21 protein-coding genes are annotated in these 18,854 nt (G+C 37.8%); 3 read left to right on the top strand and 18 right to left on the bottom strand.

From position 1 onward, the window contains the following. Window positions 1-15: 15 nt before the first annotated feature. The 12 genes from ccsB to FCJ93_RS07205 all read right to left on the bottom strand — a co-directional run bounded on the left by ccsB (window position 16) and on the right by FCJ93_RS07205 (window position 11,042). Entirely contained in the window at window positions 16-1,203 is a 1,188-nt protein-coding gene (gene ccsB / locus FCJ93_RS07260; RefSeq protein ID WP_137743217.1) for a c-type cytochrome biogenesis protein CcsB, read from the bottom strand. 32 nt (window positions 1,204-1,235) lie between these two features. After that, a complete protein-coding gene (resB, locus tag FCJ93_RS07255; RefSeq protein WP_137743216.1) occupies window positions 1,236-2,891 on the bottom strand; it encodes a cytochrome c biogenesis protein ResB in 1,656 nt (551 codons plus the stop codon). A gap of 19 nt (window positions 2,892-2,910) precedes the next feature. Beyond that, window positions 2,911-3,438 carry a thiol-disulfide oxidoreductase ResA gene (resA, locus tag FCJ93_RS07250; protein WP_095306609.1) on the bottom strand — a complete coding sequence of 176 codons (528 nt, stop codon included), beginning with the start codon at window positions 3,436-3,438 and terminating at the stop codon, window positions 2,911-2,913. Between the two features lie 175 nt (window positions 3,439-3,613). Continuing rightward, complete coding sequence (gene rluB, locus FCJ93_RS07245; RefSeq protein WP_095306718.1) at window positions 3,614-4,342, bottom strand: 23S rRNA pseudouridine(2605) synthase RluB; 729 nt, start codon at window positions 4,340-4,342, stop codon at window positions 3,614-3,616. A gap of 378 nt (window positions 4,343-4,720) precedes the next feature. Continuing rightward, window positions 4,721-5,254: a spore maturation protein gene (locus tag FCJ93_RS07240; RefSeq protein ID WP_095306610.1), complete on the bottom strand. Its 534-nt coding sequence runs from the start codon at window positions 5,252-5,254 to the stop codon at window positions 4,721-4,723. Between the two features lie 7 nt (window positions 5,255-5,261). Continuing rightward, entirely contained in the window at window positions 5,262-5,849 is a 588-nt protein-coding gene (locus tag FCJ93_RS07235; RefSeq protein WP_095306611.1) for a nucleoside recognition domain-containing protein, read from the bottom strand. Then, the gene (locus FCJ93_RS07230; RefSeq protein WP_408014794.1) at window positions 5,842-6,984 is read right to left on the bottom strand and encodes a D-alanyl-D-alanine carboxypeptidase family protein; all 1,143 of its coding nucleotides are present in this window, start codon (window positions 6,982-6,984) and stop codon (window positions 5,842-5,844) included. Before FCJ93_RS07230 ends, FCJ93_RS07235 begins: the two co-directional genes overlap by 8 nt. 200 nt (window positions 6,985-7,184) lie before the next feature. Further along, a complete protein-coding gene (locus FCJ93_RS07225; protein WP_137743214.1) occupies window positions 7,185-8,081 on the bottom strand; it encodes a superoxide dismutase in 897 nt (298 codons plus the stop codon). Between the two features lie 484 nt (window positions 8,082-8,565). Further along, complete coding sequence (locus FCJ93_RS07220) at window positions 8,566-9,054, bottom strand: YpuI family protein (protein WP_095306614.1); 489 nt, start codon at window positions 9,052-9,054, stop codon at window positions 8,566-8,568. 87 nt (window positions 9,055-9,141) lie between these two features. Beyond that, window positions 9,142-9,561: a hypothetical protein gene (locus FCJ93_RS07215; protein WP_095306615.1), complete on the bottom strand. Its 420-nt coding sequence runs from the start codon at window positions 9,559-9,561 to the stop codon at window positions 9,142-9,144. A gap of 144 nt (window positions 9,562-9,705) precedes the next feature. Continuing rightward, on the bottom strand, window positions 9,706-10,293 hold the full coding sequence (gene scpB, locus FCJ93_RS07210; protein WP_095306616.1) for an SMC-Scp complex subunit ScpB: 588 nt from the start codon (window positions 10,291-10,293) through the stop codon (window positions 9,706-9,708). 5 nt (window positions 10,294-10,298) lie between these two features. Beyond that, window positions 10,299-11,042 carry a segregation/condensation protein A gene (locus FCJ93_RS07205; RefSeq protein WP_095306617.1) on the bottom strand — a complete coding sequence of 248 codons (744 nt, stop codon included), beginning with the start codon at window positions 11,040-11,042 and terminating at the stop codon, window positions 10,299-10,301. A gap of 346 nt (window positions 11,043-11,388) precedes the next feature. Between FCJ93_RS07205 and FCJ93_RS07200 the strand changes: the two genes are divergently transcribed. Further along, window positions 11,389-11,478 (top strand): YjcZ family sporulation protein, encoded by a 90-nt coding sequence (locus FCJ93_RS07200; RefSeq protein ID WP_095306618.1) that lies wholly within the window; start codon window positions 11,389-11,391, stop codon window positions 11,476-11,478. A gap of 131 nt (window positions 11,479-11,609) precedes the next feature. Next, the gene (locus FCJ93_RS07195; protein WP_095306619.1) at window positions 11,610-12,131 is read left to right on the top strand and encodes a DUF309 domain-containing protein; all 522 of its coding nucleotides are present in this window, start codon (window positions 11,610-11,612) and stop codon (window positions 12,129-12,131) included. Here the strand turns inward: FCJ93_RS07195 and FCJ93_RS07190 are convergent, their stop codons facing one another. Further along, a complete protein-coding gene (locus FCJ93_RS07190) occupies window positions 12,132-12,503 on the bottom strand; it encodes a GNAT family N-acetyltransferase (RefSeq protein ID WP_095306620.1) in 372 nt (123 codons plus the stop codon). A gap of 505 nt (window positions 12,504-13,008) precedes the next feature. Here FCJ93_RS07190 and FCJ93_RS07185 point away from each other — a divergent pair. Further along, entirely contained in the window at window positions 13,009-13,887 is an 879-nt protein-coding gene (locus FCJ93_RS07185) for a DUF1002 domain-containing protein (RefSeq protein WP_095306621.1), read from the top strand. 364 nt (window positions 13,888-14,251) lie between these two features. On the opposite strand, the gene lysA is transcribed toward FCJ93_RS07185, so the two are convergent. The 5 genes from lysA to FCJ93_RS07160 form a co-directional block, all read right to left on the bottom strand. Continuing rightward, entirely contained in the window at window positions 14,252-15,571 is a 1,320-nt protein-coding gene (gene lysA / locus FCJ93_RS07180; protein WP_095306622.1) for a diaminopimelate decarboxylase, read from the bottom strand. Between the two features lie 143 nt (window positions 15,572-15,714). Further along, a complete protein-coding gene (locus FCJ93_RS07175; RefSeq protein ID WP_095306623.1) occupies window positions 15,715-17,199 on the bottom strand; it encodes a spore germination protein in 1,485 nt (494 codons plus the stop codon). Next, complete coding sequence (locus tag FCJ93_RS07170; RefSeq protein ID WP_095306624.1) at window positions 17,189-17,761, bottom strand: stage V sporulation protein AE; 573 nt, start codon at window positions 17,759-17,761, stop codon at window positions 17,189-17,191. The genes FCJ93_RS07175 and FCJ93_RS07170 overlap by 11 nt, the downstream gene beginning before the upstream one ends. Window positions 17,762-17,818: 57 nt before the next feature. After that, window positions 17,819-18,241, bottom strand: a complete 423-nt coding sequence (locus FCJ93_RS07165) for a stage V sporulation protein AB (protein ID WP_095306625.1) — start codon at window positions 18,239-18,241, stop codon at window positions 17,819-17,821. Then, window positions 18,231-18,851 carry a stage V sporulation protein AA gene (locus tag FCJ93_RS07160; RefSeq protein WP_095306626.1) on the bottom strand — a complete coding sequence of 207 codons (621 nt, stop codon included), beginning with the start codon at window positions 18,849-18,851 and terminating at the stop codon, window positions 18,231-18,233. The genes FCJ93_RS07165 and FCJ93_RS07160 overlap by 11 nt, the downstream gene beginning before the upstream one ends. Window positions 18,852-18,854 lie beyond the last annotated feature (3 nt).

Genomic DNA, 18,854 nt, shown 5'->3' with positions numbered 1-18,854 from the left:
TAATAACCTTATTTCTTAACCAGCATAGGAGTGTAGCCCAGCAATGACTAAGTTAACGGCAATTAAATTAAACATGATGATCGCAAAACCAATAACAGCTAACCATGCAGATTTTTCACCATGCCAACCTTTGGCTAAACGAAGATGTAAGAAAGCCGCGTAAAATAGCCATGTGATCAACGCCCAGACTTCTTTCGGATCCCAGCCCCAGAAACGGGTCCAAGCGATTTGCGCCCAAATCATCGCAAATACTAAGCCACCTAAAGTAAACACCGGGAAGCCAATCAAAACTGAACGATAGCTAATTTCATCGACTAAATCAAGTTTAATGTTCTTCGTTAACGGCTGGAGGGCAGCTCCAATTCTTTTTCTCAGAATCAGTCTAATTAAAACATACAAGCCCAGTCCTACCACCAATGACCAAACTACGGTATTTAATTTTTTGGCATTTATAATACCAGGCACTTGAACCCATGGCTCGAAAGTTCCATCTTCAATTACCTTCCATTCGTTAGGTCCAATTACTGCCGGCATGCTATATTCTATTTGGTTTTCAGAACCATTTTTATCGATATAGCTGTAGGAAGCTTTGTAGTCTGTAATAGCAAAAGTAGACGTAACGGCAATAAATCCAACGACTGATACAATTGAGTACATAATCACTTCTAGCCAAAAAGTACTTTTGCTACGTTTTGTATGATCAATTGCTTTAACTAAATAAATAAGTGCAGCACCAAAGCTTACTGCGAGTATGGCTTCTCCTAGTGCAACAGTTGAAACGTGGATTTGGAGCCAATGACTCTGCAATGCTGGTATTAAAGGTGAAATCTCTCTTGGGAACATGCTTGCATATGCAATGATTAAAAGCGCAATCGGTAAAACAAACATTCCTAGAATCGATGTTTTATAAATAAAGTATATTAAAATAAATGAAGCAACTAAACACATTCCAAAGAACGTCGTATATTCGAATAGATTGCTTAATGGAGCATGTCCTGCTACAATCCATCTCGTGATGAAGAAGCCTAATTGCGCTATGAAGCCAATAATGGTAATAACAATTCCTATTTTGGCCCACTTATCAAATGACTTCTTTTCTTCAGCCAATCCTTTTTTTTGCCTAATAGCTCCTCCAAAAAAAGGAATGGCTACTAAGTATAAAATAAATGCTATTAATAGAAGGTTTGAACTTAAATTAGCCAACCTACTTCCTCCTTACTTTTTTGCATATTTCGCTACTCATGATTCCTATTTTTTATTTCGGAATCTTGGTTTTCTTTTTCTTGAAGCTGATCCAACGGTTCATCTATCCCTGTACCCTCTAATATTGTACTAATTTCTCGCTTAAGTCCATGCCAATTTTTATTGGTATGGGCAGCTACCCAAATTTCGTCGTTATTTCTTCTTAACCAAATTCTTCGATGATTCCAATATGAGCCTTGGGCAACCCCGATCATAAAGATAAAACCGCCGAGAGCAAATAGCCAGAGTGTTAAATCCTTGCGGACCGTTAAACCAGTAACATCATTTGTTTCAATTCCTGAGAAGCGAAGTTGGTATTCGTTATCGCCGAAAGGCTCAAGGTTTTGTTGGATGGCTACAAAACTGATTTCGCCTTCTGGCTTTTCTGGTGAGAACATTTTAAACACAAAGGCCGGATTATTCGGAATACGTGATTTCGTAGTCGGTTCTCCACTTTCGTTAAATTCAAAGTCTGGGAAATAGCTCATCACTTCCACCGAGTAACCATCGCCAAGGTCATACTTCGTTTGTGGATCATTTAATTCAATGGTAAGCTCTCCAAATTCCTCCTTGCTTTTTTTGTTTATCATCGTAAAGGTCATTGTCGATAACTCACCTAATCTATATTCTGTTTGATAAAGAGCATAGCCATCAAATTTCAAAGGCTCATTCACACGAATATTGTATTCTTTAATCTGTTCTAATTTAGCTTCTTCACCTGGAAGAGAATCGTCTGCCTTTTTATAAAGAATGACATCTGATTGGAAATTTTTCGGAACCATCCCCGCATTTTCAATTGCATCACTGAATGCTTCATTGTCTTTTTCCTTATCGTACACTTCAAGTGTAAATTCCTTATTCTCCAGATAATACTCCCCGTTTGTTTCAGGGATTACCTTCGTTTCTCCTTCCCTAATCCAGAGCATATCATCAATGTACATGCCAGGAACGAAGCGCAGTATTCCACCTAAAAGAAAAATAATTAATCCACAATGGTTGACATACGGACCCCAACGGGAGAAACGTCCTTTTTCCGCTAAAATATTCCCGTCTTCCTCACGTATTTTGTAGCGCTTCATCGCTAGATTTTCTTTTGCTTTTTCGAAAGAAGCGTCTATGTTCTCAGAAGCAGAGGTCGTAAACAAGCGCTGACGTTTTAAAAAGCTTTCATGTCGAGTCACTCGTTGCTTCTTTAATGCCCGATAAAGCGGAACTACTCGATCGATGCTGCAAATAACGAGGGAAACACCGATAGAAGCGATTAAAACTAAATACCACCATGAACTGTATAAATTATGAAAGCCAAGGTCATAATATAGCTTTCCAAGCCAGCCATACTGGTCTTCATAATATTCAGCCGCTGTCATGATAGTAGGAATATACATCTCTTGAGGAAATATCGTACCCAATGCCGATGCAATTAGCGTAATAACAATCAACCATACTCCTACCTTAACAGAAGAGAAGAAATTCCAAATTTTATCGACGATGGTTTTATTGTAAGTTTGAGAACGACGTGCACTTCCCTCATATCGCATATCGTGAAGCTTTCCCTGTGCTTTTTCTTCAATTAATGTTAACCCACATGACTCACAAAGCACCGTACCGTGTGGATTAACATGGCCACACTCACATTTAACTTCCTTCATTATAAAAACTCCTCGTACCCTATGGTTTAATCTCTTTGATCATATCTATAACTACTTGTTCGTTAATAATCTCACCTTCATGGACATTGACGACGTTTCCATCCGGAGCAATAAGGAAGGTAATGGGCAAATTACCAATTCCATAAACGGTTTGTACCTCTTGCTTTTTGTCATTTAATATTGGAAATGTTAAATCATGCTTTTTTATAAATTCATTAACGACTACGTCCGATTCACCGATATTGACAGCTAAAATTTGTACATCCTCTTCTTTGTTTTCCTGGTACTGTTTATCCATATAAGGCATTTCTCTTTCACAAGGCTTACACCATGTAGCCCAAAAATTTAAGAGAACTCCTTTTCCTTCATAATCAGATAAGCGATGTTGTTCCCCATTCATATCAGTCAGAACGAAATTCGGTGCTTTTTTACCTACAGCTACTTTCTTAACATCATCTTTCGTAAAATTAGCGTACAGAGTATAGACAACAGCAGCCCCTAAAACTAGCAATATCATGGTTCGAATGAATAAACGCTGCTTTTTCATATGTATTCTCCCCTCCGAGTAACAAGCTAAATGAACACAAGTTGAAATAATTATAACATTTTTCAACATATTGACCGTGGTATCTTTGCCAATATGTGTGACACTTCTATGAATTTTTCCTTGTCATAAGTGAAATAATTCACACCATTTATCTTAAAAATATGTTATGGAAAACCTACTTTTCCGTTGCTGTTGATATGGACCGCAGTTGTTTCACCTCATGTGGAGTCAGTTCTCTCATGTCTCCTACACTTAATCCCTGTAACGTTAAAAAGCCATATTTTTCCCGTTTCAATTTCATGACCGGATGCCCAATCGCTTCGAACATCCTCCTCACTTGACGGTTTCTTCCTTCATGTATGGTTAACTCAATAATCGATGTTTGTTTTTTCTTATCGATACTAATAACCTTTGCCTTAGCTGGAGCTGTTTTCCCGTCCTCAAGCCGCACTCCTCTTTCAAGACCTCTGACTTTTTCCCGTGAAGGAATGCCCTTTATTTTTGCCACATATACTTTTTCAATTTCATTTTTAGGATGCATAAGTAAGTTTGCAAACTCTCCATCATTCGTTAATAAAAGAAGACCCGTCGTATCATAATCTAATCGTCCAATCGGGTACACTCTTTGTTTTATGTCCGGCAAGAAATCTGTGACAACCTTTCGACCTTTATCATCTTTAACACTTGAGATGACACCTCTTGGTTTATAAAACAAGAAGTATATTGGCTCCTCTCTTTCCACCGGGATTCCGTTTACTTCAACCTTATCTGTCGAAGATACTTTAATCCCTAATTCTTTCACTACTTTTCCATTTACTTTAACTTGTCCATCTATTATGAGCTGTTCCGCTTTTCTCCTTGAAGCAAAACCAGCGTGGGCTATTACCTTCTGTAATCTTTCCATTTCCGCCACCTCAATTTGTTGTTGTCTTTTCATCTTCCTTCTGAATTATGACATAAGTCACGTTATTTTCAAAGTAAACCTTATTGAGATAAGGGTGAGATTTTCTCGAAAAAATGGTGTCCAAATAAGCAGAACCGAGTTTTCAATAGCCCTTTTGAATCGGCATCAATTGCAGAAGATTAACGGGGTTTCTTTTAGAATAACTATAAAGTAAAAAAGCAAGTGAGGAAAAATGAACTTTTTTTCCTCACTTGCTTTTTTGGATTGGAGCATATTCAGTTTCTATTATCGTAATTCAGGTATGTTTTGCTAAAAGCGCTTCACTTGTTGCTTCCTACTCATTTTCATGGAAAGCTGTTTTTAGAAATCGCTGTTCTTTTATCCTCCAAATACTAGTGTGACGACAACGATAGCTGCAATAATTCCAACTAAGTCAGCCAATAACCCTACTTTAAGGGAATCACCCATTTTTTTAATCCCCACTGCTCCAAAGTAAACAGTTAACACATAAAATGTCGTATCTGTACTTCCTTGAATGGTTGCTGCAAGCCGCCCGATAAATGAGTCTGGACCATGTGTTGCCATAATATCGCTTGTCATACCAAGAGCAGCCGTCCCTGAAATCGGGCGAATGATTGCTAAAGGTACAATATCTGCTGGAATACCGAACGCCTCAAGTCCTGGACGTATATAGCCCATTAGGAAATCTAAAGCGCCGGATGCGCGAAACACAGAGATTGCCACTAACATTCCCACGAGAAAAGGAATAATAGAGACAGCAATTTTGACCCCTTCCTTTCCACCTTCGACAAAGCTCTCATATGTTGGAACCCGTTTGAAAGTTCCATACATTAATATAAATGCGATTAAAACTGGAATAAACCATAAGGAAATTACAGATACAATACCCATTTATCATTCATCCTTTACGACTTCTTCGATAGTAAAAGAACCGATCAATCAATATTGCCCCTATTGTTGAACAAATGGTAGCAACAAGGGTTGTCCCTACAATATCTGTTGGATTTGCTGAATTATAATTCATTCGGATTGCAATTACCGTAGTCGGAATTAATGTAAGACTCGATGTGTTAATCGCTAAAAAAGTAATCATGGAGCGGCTTGCTTCATTTGATCCACCATTTAATTTGCGCATTTCCTCCATTGCTTTAATCCCCAGCGGAGTGGCAGCATTCCCTAATCCAAACATATTAGCCATCATATTGGAAAGAATATAGCCCATAGCAGGGTGATCATTTGGAATTTCTGGAAAAAGCCTTTTGACAAGAGGGCGAAAGAGCTTTGCCAATATTTTTAGCATCCCTGCATCTTCAGCAATCCTCATCATTCCTAACCAAAATACTAAAATGCTTATTAATCCAATACACAAGGTCACCGCTTCTTTTGCCCCTGAAAACACCGCTTCATTGACCTCATTCATAGTGCCATTGAAGATAGCGAAGACCACACCGAATACCGTCATAAAAACCCAAATCAAATTAACCATTGTTGTTCACACCGATCATGGCAGTAAATAAATTTTTGAATCGTTCAAATAATGATAGCTGCTCACTATCATCAATCTCATAATATATGGGAAGCTCTTTGATCAATTTGTTGTCAAAAGTGATGGTTGCCTTACCTACGACGGTTGGAATATTCCTCGCTTCCTCCCATTCCTGCTTTGGTGTTTGCAACTTCATGTCGACTTGAAATTTTCCCTTTTCTTCTGATGTGACCGGATAACGATAATCATGTTCAAAATAAACTTTTTGTTTGTAGAAATCCTCATCAATTTCTGCGATTATTCCTGCTTCAATTACTTTCACCATTTCATATTTTTTAAAAGCCATCTCAAACATGCCAATATGATCATTCCAATCATCCGGTCCATTCAATGTCACAGCGATTAAATTCATATTGTCCTTCATGGCGGTGCTTACTAAAGTTCTCTTTGCCAGTTTCGTATAGCCCGTTTTTCCACCGGTTGAGTAATCATAAAGACCAGTTAGTAAGCGATTTTTATTGCGCCAAACTCTGTCCCATTTTTCGGTAGGATTTGGGGCATGATGTACTTCAGTTCCAGATATTTTTTTGTATGTATCATTTTCCATTGCATATCTTGTTAAAATCGCCATATCATAAGCAGTTGAATAATGGCTATCCGAATCATCAAGCCCATGAGGATTGGCAAAATGCGAATTTGCCATCCCAATCTCCCTTGCCTTTTCGTTCATTAAAAAGACAAACCCTTCTAGACTTCCCCCTACATGCTCAGCGATAGCAACAGCCGCATCATTGCCTGATCGAAGCATCAAACCATATACTAAATCCTCCAACTTAACTTTTTCATTTTTTTTCAAAAACAAAGAAGAGCCTTCGGTTCCTTCTGCCCTTTCACTGATCGTTACCATGTCCTCAAGCTTTCCAGATTCAATCGCTAAAATGGCTGTCATAATCTTCGTAATACTAGCGATTCTTCGCTTTTCATGAGCACTTTTTTCAAATAAGACTCTTCCGGATTCCTGCTCCATCAAGATCGCATTTCTGGCACTGACCGAAACAGAAGCTTCTGCCGTCTGAGGAATATTTGTTAGTAAGAGAAAAAAAATCAAAGTAAAGATGATAAGCTTCCACTTCATGTTCATTATGCATGACCTCGCACTATTTGTTTGTACAAGTTTATGCGGGACAAGATGTGATATGACTAAAAACTACAGGAGAAAAAAATTTAATGACACTTATTTCAGATTTTTGTGTTTTTATGGCGCGGAAGTGGAAAGCTCCTCCTTGTAGTAGGGCCTTTTAGTTTATCTATTAACATTAAGGTTGTGAGCCATTATTAAGATGGTTTCCACATTAATTGCTTTGCCTTTAAAAATCTCTGTTCAACATCATTCCAATTGACAATCTCCCACCAGTTATTGACATAGTCGGCACGTTCATTTTTATATTGTAAATAGTAGGCATGCTCCCAAACATCTAATACCAATAAAGGAATCGTGTCCCACTGAGTTAACAGCATATGCAGCTCTGATTGTAGGATTTCGAGATGTCTAGCCCTTGGTGACCATACGAGAAGGGCCCAACCAACTCCTTCAACCGCTTTCGCAGCCTCAGTAAAATGCTTCTTGAAGGCTTCATAACTCCCAAAATACCTTTCTATTTCTTTTAGCAACTTACCCGAAGGTCTTCCTCCACCATTTGGACTCATATTATTCCAAAATATCGTGTGTAAGTTATGGCCAGAACCGTGAAAAGCTAGCTCCCTTGACCAATGCTTAACAAGAGAAAAATCCCCCCTTTTCCTCGCCTCTTTTAATTTCCTCTCAGCCCTATTCAAACCGTCAACATAGGCTTGATGGTGTTTTGTATGATGAAGCCTCATAATTTCTTCTGAAATAACTGGTTCAAGGGCATCATACGCATAAGGCAAAGGTGGCAATTCATGTTTGCCAGCTTCCACAAAAGGCTCATTCATGTAAATTGTACCGAGTGCTTGCCGCTTAATAAAATAATCCTCCATATCATCGTGGAGCTCCTCGACCCTTGATTGAAGTGTTAGCAATTGCTCATTCGTTAACTGTCCCGGCTGTTGCATACATTCCATCACTTCTGCTAAATCATCCAACTTTGTCCACATTTCATCATCTCGATCAACTTGCTCAGTTTGCATAAATTTTTTCATTTCTTCATTCCATTCCATAACCTCTTTGACATACTCTTCAAATCTCCCCATTGTTCACCCTCATTTCTTTTCTTTATCAAAACATATCAGAACTATTCCATATTCTTTCATATCGTATGATTAGGCGATTTTTTATGTGAATTAAAATAGCTCATCCTAAACCAAAAACAAAGGGAGGTTCCGATACGAACAAACAGTCACTAAAGCATAAAAAAATATTTAACAAGCGGCAACTAAAAAAATTAAAAATCTTGATAAAGCAAAACAGCCGGTTCTTTTAAGCCATTAAGCTCGTTCGGACTGTTCCCAACAAGGGTTTATCAATGGAATTTTTCAATCCAGCACATTTCTCTCGATAAACTAGTGGTAACATCTCACTTGATTTAGCTGAGGGGGATCTAAACGGATTGGGTTAAATGTAAGTACCCGAATGATATCCACTGCAACAAAAGTCGCTCAATTTTTGAACAAAAAAAAGCCGTACTCAACATGTTTTATCAACATTTGATACAGCTTGTTTGGAGAATCAGATTATTCATTTAGATTGAATCATTTTCGTCCGGTAGTCCGTTTCATAGTATTCGAGTTCTTCTCGTATACTTTGGAAGCTTCCCTCTAATCCTTTTAATAAGTTAACAACCGTTTCTGGAACTTTTTCTTGAAACTTTATCGAATTGCGGCCAGTGTATGCTGCACGACTGTCTTCAAACCACGCATCAGTTTTCGGCTGAAAAAACTCCTCCACGCATTGATGATAAATGCGGTAAAGTGTTTTTTCTGCGGCACCCTTGGGGAAAGTATCAGTTTGCAGGATAACTACACAAGCTTCCAAACCTTCTTCACAATATACTAAAAGTTTACGAACATTAGACAAAATTGTTCTATAGTACGCCTCATTTCCCCGCTCTTCCTCCATTAGAGAATTCAAGGTAGTTTGATTTAAAAAATCCTCGAGCGTATTAACCGTCGTTACTAGAAAATCTCTTACATCCTCAAGTTGTGATTTGACCATTGTATTTGCCAATTCATACACCCCTATGAATAAATTAGACAGCTTTCGTTGTCTTCACGGAAGAAAAATAAAGTAAATGCTTATTAGTGATAATAGATGTTACTGAGGTTGGACAATAAACTCCACTGGAGAGCGAATTTCAAAACCTTTCCCATTTTCCAACTCTGTAAAAATGGTTGCTAATTTTTCAAAATCCAACTCTTTAAATAATGATGAAAATTCAGCCTTTGAATTAATATAGACCCGCTTACGACTACGAAATTCAGGATTTTTAATAAGAAAAGCTAGTGCAACAATATCTTTGAATTGAACAGATCTGCTTCCAGCTTCAAAAATGGGTTCTTCTTGATATGGTGTAAATTCCGAAATAAACTCATCAAAATATCGTAAATACAAAACTTGGAACGTTCTCTCGATCCCTGTATCTTTAAATGTTACTTCACTTTTATTAAAAAAATCCTCTGAAGTATTTGATTTTGTTTTTTCTAATTCATACCCTTTACATTCCGTAATAAACATGTAACCATCCTCTGTTCTTTAAAAATTATTAACGCTTGATGATCGTGTTCATTATTTTCTTTTTATAATTCATCATTTTAAAGTTTTTAAATAAAGCAAATTCTCCTTTTATTCTACCATATTCTCTTTAGTCTGTGTCAGAAATCAAGTATCCAGTGTCTCCTGAAATTTTTCAAAAAACAAATCTGCTTCCTCTTGAATATATTCTTCATCTACTTTCTCTGGGAGTGGCGGTAGCTCCTCAATGCTTCTCAATCCAAAATAATCAAGGAATTCTTTCGTCGTCCCATAAAGAATAGCCCGGCCAGTTCCTTCAGCTCGGCCCACTTCCTTAATTAAAGCTTTTCCCGCCAATGTATGAATCGGTCTCTCCGTCTTCACTCCTCTTATATCCTCAATCTCCGCCCTTGTAATCGGCTGCTTGTAGGCTATAATTGCCAATGTTTCCAGAGCCGCTTGAGACAAAGTACTCGTTGTTGGCGACTCGACAAGCTTCTTTAAATAGGAAGAATTCTCTTTTTTTGTCGCCAACTGATAATGACCTGCAAATTGTACTACTGTTATACCTCGGTTTTGATCAGCTTCATAATCCTCTGTGAGCTGCAGAAGAATCTCCCCTGCATAAGCTTCTTCTATTTCTAATACTTGTGAAATCTGTTTAATCGACAAGCCTTCATCTCCAGCTGCGAAAAGAAGGCTTTCAACGATTCCTTTCCAATTTACAACTTCCAAAAACGTTACTCCTTCCCCATCACAAAAATTTCTGAGAAATTACCTTCTTGTTCAACAATGATTTCGCTTCGCTTCATTAATTCTAATATCGCCAGAAAGGTTATGACGATATGATCTTTCTCACGTCTAGGAAACAGGTCAAAAAAACTCCTTCTTCCCTTATTAATCTGCAAATCTTTCAAAATTTCATCCATTCTTTGCTCAATTGGAATTTCTTGTCGTGAAATTTTCGTTGGCAGCGGCCTTTGCAGTTTTTTTCTTCTCAAAAGCTTTTGAAGTGCTCCGAGCATATCATAAAGAGAGACATCCAAGTCTCTTCTATCTGGACTTACTTCAGTAGAAAAATCAGCTAAATCACTTGGAGGCTTTGTGAACATTAAACCTCTTTCTAATTCAAGACTCTTTAAATCTGAGGCAGCTTCTTTATATTTGCGATATTCAATCAAGCGTTCAACTAATTCATCCCGCGGATCTTCTTCATATTCAAATTCAAACTCATCCTCTAAAGATTCTTCATGTTTTGGGAGCAGCATTTTACTTTTAATCGCCAAAAGAGTTGCCGCCATCACTAAATATTCACTCGCCACATCAAGCTGAAGTTCTTTCATCGTATGTATATAAAATAGGTACTGCTCTGTAATTTCAGAAACAGGTATATCATAAATATCAATTTCAAGTCGATTGATTAAATGAAGGAGTAAATCAAGTGGACCTTCAAACGCATCAATCTTCACATTATAGTGCTCCATATTTTTCCACCAAAGCTTTTTTTTATTAGTTTTTATATTATGACAGCATTGTATACTCAAGTTAAAAAATGGTAAAAGACCGACTAAAAAGTAACAGAAGCTTTTCTCTATAGCCTCACTGCCTATCCCTTAAATACATCATATGATTTACTCGAATGTATAAACACTATTATTAGTATAGAGGATTCACGAAGGATATCCAATAAAATTTTAGTAACAGCATGGGGTTTCCACTAACTTCCATCCTTTAAAACCATTCCATTAGGAAGATCGCCCAAACAGATCAATACACACTAACATACGCTATTACTGTATTAAAAAGATAAACAAGTAGGAGGGGATTCATATGTCTGCAGGACATGGTTTTGGTTCAGGCTTTGCCTTAATTGTGGTGTTGTTCATTCTGCTCATCATTGTTGGTGCCGCTTGGTTCTAATTAACTATACACTTAACAGGTTATTTTGCAATATACCCAGAGGCATTCTGGGTATATTTATTACATAGTTTTTGGTCGACCAAGATTTCAATCTGCGGTAAACTTATGGAAAACAGATTAGGAGGAAACGGATGTATCCGCAAGAGTATATCGAATTCTTAGTTCATTTTCACGGTGATCGTGATTATTTTGAATGTCATGAAATATTAGAAGAATATTGGAAAAAGGTTGATAAAAACAATAAAAACTCTGTTTTAGTTGGGTTGATTCTTCTTGCCGTTTCGAATTATCACCATCGCAGAGGAAATTTTAGCGGTGCAGCCCGGACCCTGAAAAAGTCGCTCATGATTATCGAACAGCATAATCTTGATGCACTTGGATTGTCCAAAGAAGAATTATTAATATTGTTAAAAGCACGACTTACGCATATTCAGGAACGGAAAGAATACTTAAGTATGAGATTACCTATAAAAGATTCTTCACTTATTGAAGCATGTAAAAAGTCTTGTCAGCAAAAAGGGGTTAACTGGTGTGAAAAAAGCGATCTTTCAAACGATGAAATTGTTCATCGCCATTTACTTAGGGATCGAAGCGAAGTCATGATTGAAAGGGCACAAGCAATTAAATTAAGACAAAAAAAAGGCAGCGAATAATTATTCGCTGTCTTCTTTCATTTCCTCGTCTACATCACATTTATCAATAAATTTAGCCGTTTCCTCATTCGCTGTTAATTCCTTGTCAGGAAAAAGATTCCTTAACGCTCTAACCATGCTTTTTCCGATTCCTTGGTGGCGATGGGAAGGATTTACAGATATATGTTGTATTTCAACGTGCGTATCATCAGGAATTGAAACTCCAATCAGGCCAATGACATCCTCATCTTTCCAGAGAAAAAGCTGCCACCTATCTGAAGCTTCATATTGCTTCATGGTGTTTTGTAATTTCTTTAAATCTTTTTCACTTGGCATGAATGACAACAAACCCATGGCAATTTTTTCAAAACCTTTTTTATAACGAATTAACATTTAGATCCCTCATTAATGGAATAAACATCTACACCTATTTTTTCCATTTTCCCCTCATTTTAAACGGTCTGCTCACTAAACTCCCTTTTCATTTTTCATCTACATTCAGTTCTTTTCCTTATGTAGTGTATGATGTTTTAGAGATTTTGGTTCTTATGGGAAAAGACAACAGAAACATCGCGAAGCATTACATTAATCGTTACTATCATACAAGATTTATAGAATTTCTTCAATCCTTCAATTATCATGAAAGAAAAGTTTGCATCTATTTATAGGTAGTCTATAATAGATTTATTCCATATAGAACCATTTTTTTGTTACATCAAGTAAATCTAATCTTTACCTTACAACATCTTATCAAACAGCTTATATTTGCACATATTGATAGTAGTAGAAGCTTCTTCGTTTACCGATGAAATTGAAACTTTCTTGAACTTTCATTCGTCTATCAGTTCGAAGAAGATCTGTGAAAAATAAAAGGATTTTTTAAATAGGAGGAAACTTCATGTTAAAGAAACTAAAAATTACGATAGCCCTTCTCTGCGCTTTCTTGCTTCTACCAATCCAGGGCTTTGCCGATATGGTGGAAGGAGATATGATTGTTACGCTCGGAGAAAACCTTACCGAGCAACAGAAAAATCTTTTACTGGCCGAGATGGAAGCCCCTGATGATGTACAAATTATTTATGTGTCCAACGCTGAAGAACATCAATACCTTGGAAATTACATTGCTAAATCGTTAATTGGTACAAAAGCAATCTCTTCATCGGCAATAACAGTTGGAAAAGAAGGCTCTGGCCTTGAAGTAAAAACCAAAAATATTAACTGGGTTACAGATGAAATGTATATTAACGCACTTATTACTGCTGGGGTAAAAGATGCCAACATTTACATTACGGCACCTACATCTGTTTCCGGAACTGCTGCTTTAACGGGAATTATAAAAGCTTATGAAATTTCAGCGGATACGACAATCCCCGAAGAAGTAAAGCAAGCTGCCAATGAAGAAATGGTGGAAACTGCTGAGCTTGGCGAGTCTGTTGGTCAAGAGAACGCTGCTGCGCTAATCGCGAAAATAAAAGAAGAAATTGCCAAAAACGCACCCGAAACAGATGCAGATTTACGCGCCATCATTGAACAAGCTGCCAATGAGCTTGGGATTACATTAACAGAAGAGGAAATTTCCAGCTTAATGGCGCTTTTTAATAAACTCAAAAACTTAGACATTGACTGGAATCAAGTTGGAGAGCAGCTTAATCAAGCAAAGGACAAAATCTCAAAGTTTCTGGAAAGTGAGGAAGGTCAAGGCTTTCTTGACAGTTTAAAGCGCTTTTTTGTAGGCATTATTGATGCCATTAAAAGCTTATTTGGCGGTGGAAATTAAAATGATCTGCCTCCCAGTCAAGTAGAAATCATCCAAAAACTTTAAACGGCCTTTGCTCTAAGCTCCATAGGGCTCTAGGCCGTTTACTCTCTACGTCAATTTACTCATTTATTGCCCTGCATCGTTCTTCGTATGCTTCACCATTAAGCCTCGTCCGTTATTATATCCCTATGTCATCTCTTCTTTAGCCCATCCACATTTAAATTTATTGAAGACCACGGTCGCGATAAAATTTTATTGCTTGCTCAAACGAAGCTGCATTATGAATAGCTGATCATATTTTTCAAATCGGATTTAAGTTAAAAGGGAAAAGACTGTAAGCAAACTCGATAAAATCAAGTTTGCTTACAGCCTTTTCAAGAGTTTATTTTTTTATTTGTTCCATTAACGGTACATCTAAATGGACAATATCATCAAAAGTCTCTCTTCTCACAACTAACTGGGCTTGACCATCTTCGACAAATACAACTGGCGGTCTTGGAATTCGATTATAATTATTCGCCATCGAATAACCATAAGCTCCTGTACAAAATACAGCTAAAATATCATTTTGCCCAGCCTTTGGCAAAGGTAAATCCCAAATTAACATATCTCCTGATTCACAGCATTTTCCAGCAATTGACACTGTTTCTTCTACTTGATCTAGCGGACGATTCGCTAAAATCGCCTCGTACTTTGCTTCATATAATGCTGGGCGAATATTATCACTCATGCCCCCGTCTACGGCCAAATAATTACGGACATTAGGTACTTCTTTTCGTGAACCAATTTGATAAAGGGTTGTCCCTGCATCCCCAACTAATGAACGGCCCGGTTCTATCCAAATTTCAGGGACTTTCATATTAAAAGCCTGAGCTTGCTCCTTCACTTCTAAAATGATTTCTTCCACATACTGTGCTGCCGGAATGGGAGCATCTTCCTCCGTATAGCGAATGCCAAAACCTCCGCCCAAATTTAATACTTCAGATGCAAAACGATAGGTGTTGGACCATTCATGCAATTTTGCAAAGATTTTTCGTGCTGCTAAAATAAAACCAGTTGTTTCGAAAATTTGCGACCCAATGTGACAGTGTATTCCCAATAAATTGAGATTTTCTGAATCAAGTGCTTTTTTAACAGCGGTGTCTGCTTGCCCATTTTGTAAATCAAAACCAAACTTTGAGTCTTCTTGACCTGTTAAAATATAGTCATGTGTATGAGCCTCAATGCCCGGAGTAACACGAAGAAGTATATCCATCTTTGCCTGTTTCTCCTTGCACAGCTCGTCCAACAAATTCAATTCATAAAAATTGTCAACGACAATACATCCAATTTCGTACTCGAGTGCCATTAATAATTCTTCACGGCTCTTATTATTTCCATGAAAGTGAATTCTCTTAACCGGAAATTTTGCACATAGAGCTGTATAGAGTTCCCCACCGGAAACAACATCAAGAGAGAGTCCCTCTTGCTCAGCTAATTGAATCATGGCAATCGTAGAAAAAGCTTTACTTGCATAAGCGACCTGTGAATTAACGCCTAATTTTTCAAAGGTTTTTCTGAATCCACGAGCTCTTTCTCTTATAAGAGCTACATCATATACATAAACAGGGGTACCAAACTCACTGATCATTTCAACTGTATCAACCCCGCCTATTTCTAAATGACCTTTATCGTTTACTTTAGAAGTTCCATGTAAAAACATTTGTATCCCCTCATTCTAGAGCTAGAAATTTTGTCTTTTTTTAATATTGTGAACTCGATTCAATATGAATAAAAATTACTTTACCATATAAAAGAAGAAACATCAATTTCAATCTCTATACTAGGGATTATCCCATACTGTTTTTACTGGTTTGATGCCTGTTTCTGGCGATTCCGAGGCTGAACAATGCTCGGCCTAATTTTCGATCCCGGAGTCGAACTCCGGATAAGGATTTGCAGGAAAGCTTTCGGACTAAATGGAATAAACGGCCACAAATATGGACTTCTTAAAGAGCGAATGCTAGCCAAGACGACGATGAAAGCTGTCATCCCAATCACAAATCCTGGAATTTTAAATGCTGAAACCAATATTAATAAAATTAGTTTTACGATATTATTTGCCATACTCAATTCATAACTTGGAGTAGAAAAGGTACCCATCGCTGATACTGCCACATATAAAATTACTTCGGGCACAAACATGCCGACATCGATTGCAATTTGCCCGATCAATACTGCCGCAATTAATCCCATGGCTGTTGCCAAGGGAGTTGGTGTATGAATAGCTGCTAGGCGCAAAAACATCAACCCTAGCTCCGAAAAGAAAATTTGCAGAATAATGGGGATATTCGATTCTTCATTGGGACCAATAAATTCCAGCCGCTTCGGTAATAAGGATGGCTCCAAAACAAAGATTAACCAAAGAGGTACTAAGAATAATGAAGCAAATACCCCAAGAAAACGACACCATCTAATAAAGGTTCCAACTGTTGGAGACTGCCTATATTCCTCAGCATGATGTAAGTGCTGGAAAAACGTTGTTGGTGTAATAATCACACTTGGTGATGTATCAACGTAAATTAGCACATGACCTTCTAACAGATGTGTTGCAGCAATGTCTGCTCTTTCCGTATATCGTACAACAGGATACGGATTATACCCTTGTTTCACCACATATTCTTCAATCGCTTTATCCGCCATGGTTAATCCATCGACATCAATGGCGTTCAATTCTTTTCTGATGATGTCAATTAGATCTTTATTTGCGACATCCTTTACATAGGCAATCGCGATATCTGTTTTTGAACGCTCTCCCACTTTAAAAATTTCAAATCTTAATCGCTCATCCCTTATTCTTAAGCGAGTAAGTCCTGTATTCATAATAATATTCTCCACAAATCCGTCCCTCGAACCTCTGACAACTTTCTCTGTTGCAGGTTCTTCCGGTTGTCTTCCCGGGTAGCTTCGAACATCCACCACAAAAGCTTCCTGTTCCTCTTCTACTACTATTACAATTAAACCGGAAAGCACCTGATCAACTAATTCATCCATTGATTTCACAAGAGCTACCGACTGATGAAGAAGACGGTTTTCAATAATGTTAAAAACATCTCCCGTTTTCCTTTCTCTGTCGTTTAAATCGACAAGCTCTTTTAAAATATAAATGATAAATTCTGTATCGCATAAACCATTTACATAATAAAACTGAACCTCTTTCCCGAGAACCTTCACTTTTCTAAGGCCTAAGTCAAAGCTCTCACCTAGGCCAATCCGCTCTTTCATATAGTTTTCTACATCTTCAGGACTAGTAGGGATCGGTTTCACATCTTCAGGACCTTTACTTTTCATGAAATCCGCTCCTTTCTAAGATTATTTCAATCGCTTTCTTCGTAATCGGTGCACCGATTTCATATGAATCTTTTCCTGCCATTTTCCCTATATCGCCTATCCCCACAACAACGGGCAAATCGAGCGCGTCTAGGCTATAAACCGTATCACCATTTAATCTTCCTATTTCCAATTCTGCTTCTCCATACTTATCGACTCCATATGGGGTCAACTCTCCATAACGATCGACACTAACATCAATCTTGGTCCACTCAGCTTGCCGTGTTTTTGCTGCTACTGCCAACACACCCAGTACTTCAATATCTGGATGCTTTGCCACAAACTTCAGGGCACTTTCTCCATAGCCTTCACCAACTAAGCCGCTATCATCAAACATCACAAGAACTGGTTCATAAGGGGCTTTCTTAATCAAAGCAACCATTTCAGAACCGGTTAAAGCTGTTGGATTCCCATGTGACATTGAAATACAGCGGCCCCCTATTTCTGTTGCCACATGTTCAACTGCTTTTCTGGCATATTCATCCCCGTCTGTAATGATTATGATGCGCTTTCGTTCACCCATAAACCCTATCCTTTCATGTGAAGATAAATAATGACACTTGTTAATGGCCTCGCAAAATCAATCTCCAACAAAGTAAAGCCATTGATACAATGAGCCAAATATTTTACCAAATACAAAGGCCATCATTAAAAGAACGATCTTTTCCTCTAACCCAATTCGTTTTGCCAAAATGGGAAAGACATTTAAAACTTCTGTAAGCGCTGCAGCCATCATGCCGACAAAAATGCCTCCTGCTGCACCTAAGGGAATTAAGGTGTAAGGAGAAAAATGAAACGACCAATCCCTTAAACTAACAAAGCCTCCTACTACTGCACCAAAAACAACGGCCCATTGGTAGCCGATGATCATCTTCATTGTTTTTGATAATTGCGTAAGTCTCGGGATAATCCCAAGCACTGTTAAAAAGGCAACAAAACCAGAGCCAACAGCGAGTCCCCCTGCAAGTCCGATGAAGATTATAAACGCAAGTTTAATCGTCATCAATTCTCTTCATACTTTCTTTATTTTCGGTTAAGCTTACATAGCGATCTAAATCTTGTTGATAATTAAACATTTCTACTTCAAGGGGACTAGGCTCTTCATTCAAACGCTTGCGGAATACATGATTAAAAAAAAGAACCATTCCAAGACCAAGACCGAACGAATATGGAATTTGAAACAATAACGGTTTATCGACTATTTTTCCTGTAATAATCGTATAAATTCGCTGCTGTGTTGCCTGCATCGCCACATCTTCATGAAAATACATAATGGCAAGAGCGGACCCAAAAAAAAGCAAGCACCATATTAAAATAAAAAAAGGGAGCGAGACACCTTTTTTCTTCCGAATGACTTCCACTATCGCTTGGGAAGGACCAACTGTCTGAACTTGACATTTGTCAACAACCGCTGTAATTTTTTCGATCACCTTGATCACATCAATTATAATAATGTTGTAATCTTGTTCATTTACACGATAAATCGCAAGATCCTGCAGCTTTTTCATCAATTTTTCCTCGGCAATAATCTGCGCCACATCTCTTAAGTAAACCGTATCGTGCGGTCGAATTTGAACCCGATGTCGCATTCGAATATAAATGGTTTCTTCCATTAC

Origin of the sequence: Robertmurraya siralis, from assembly GCF_005502275.1 — a bacterium.
Classification (GTDB): Bacteria; Bacillota; Bacilli; order Bacillales; family Cytobacillaceae; genus Robertmurraya; species Robertmurraya siralis.
This window is presented reverse-complemented; position numbering and strand designations above follow the sequence as displayed.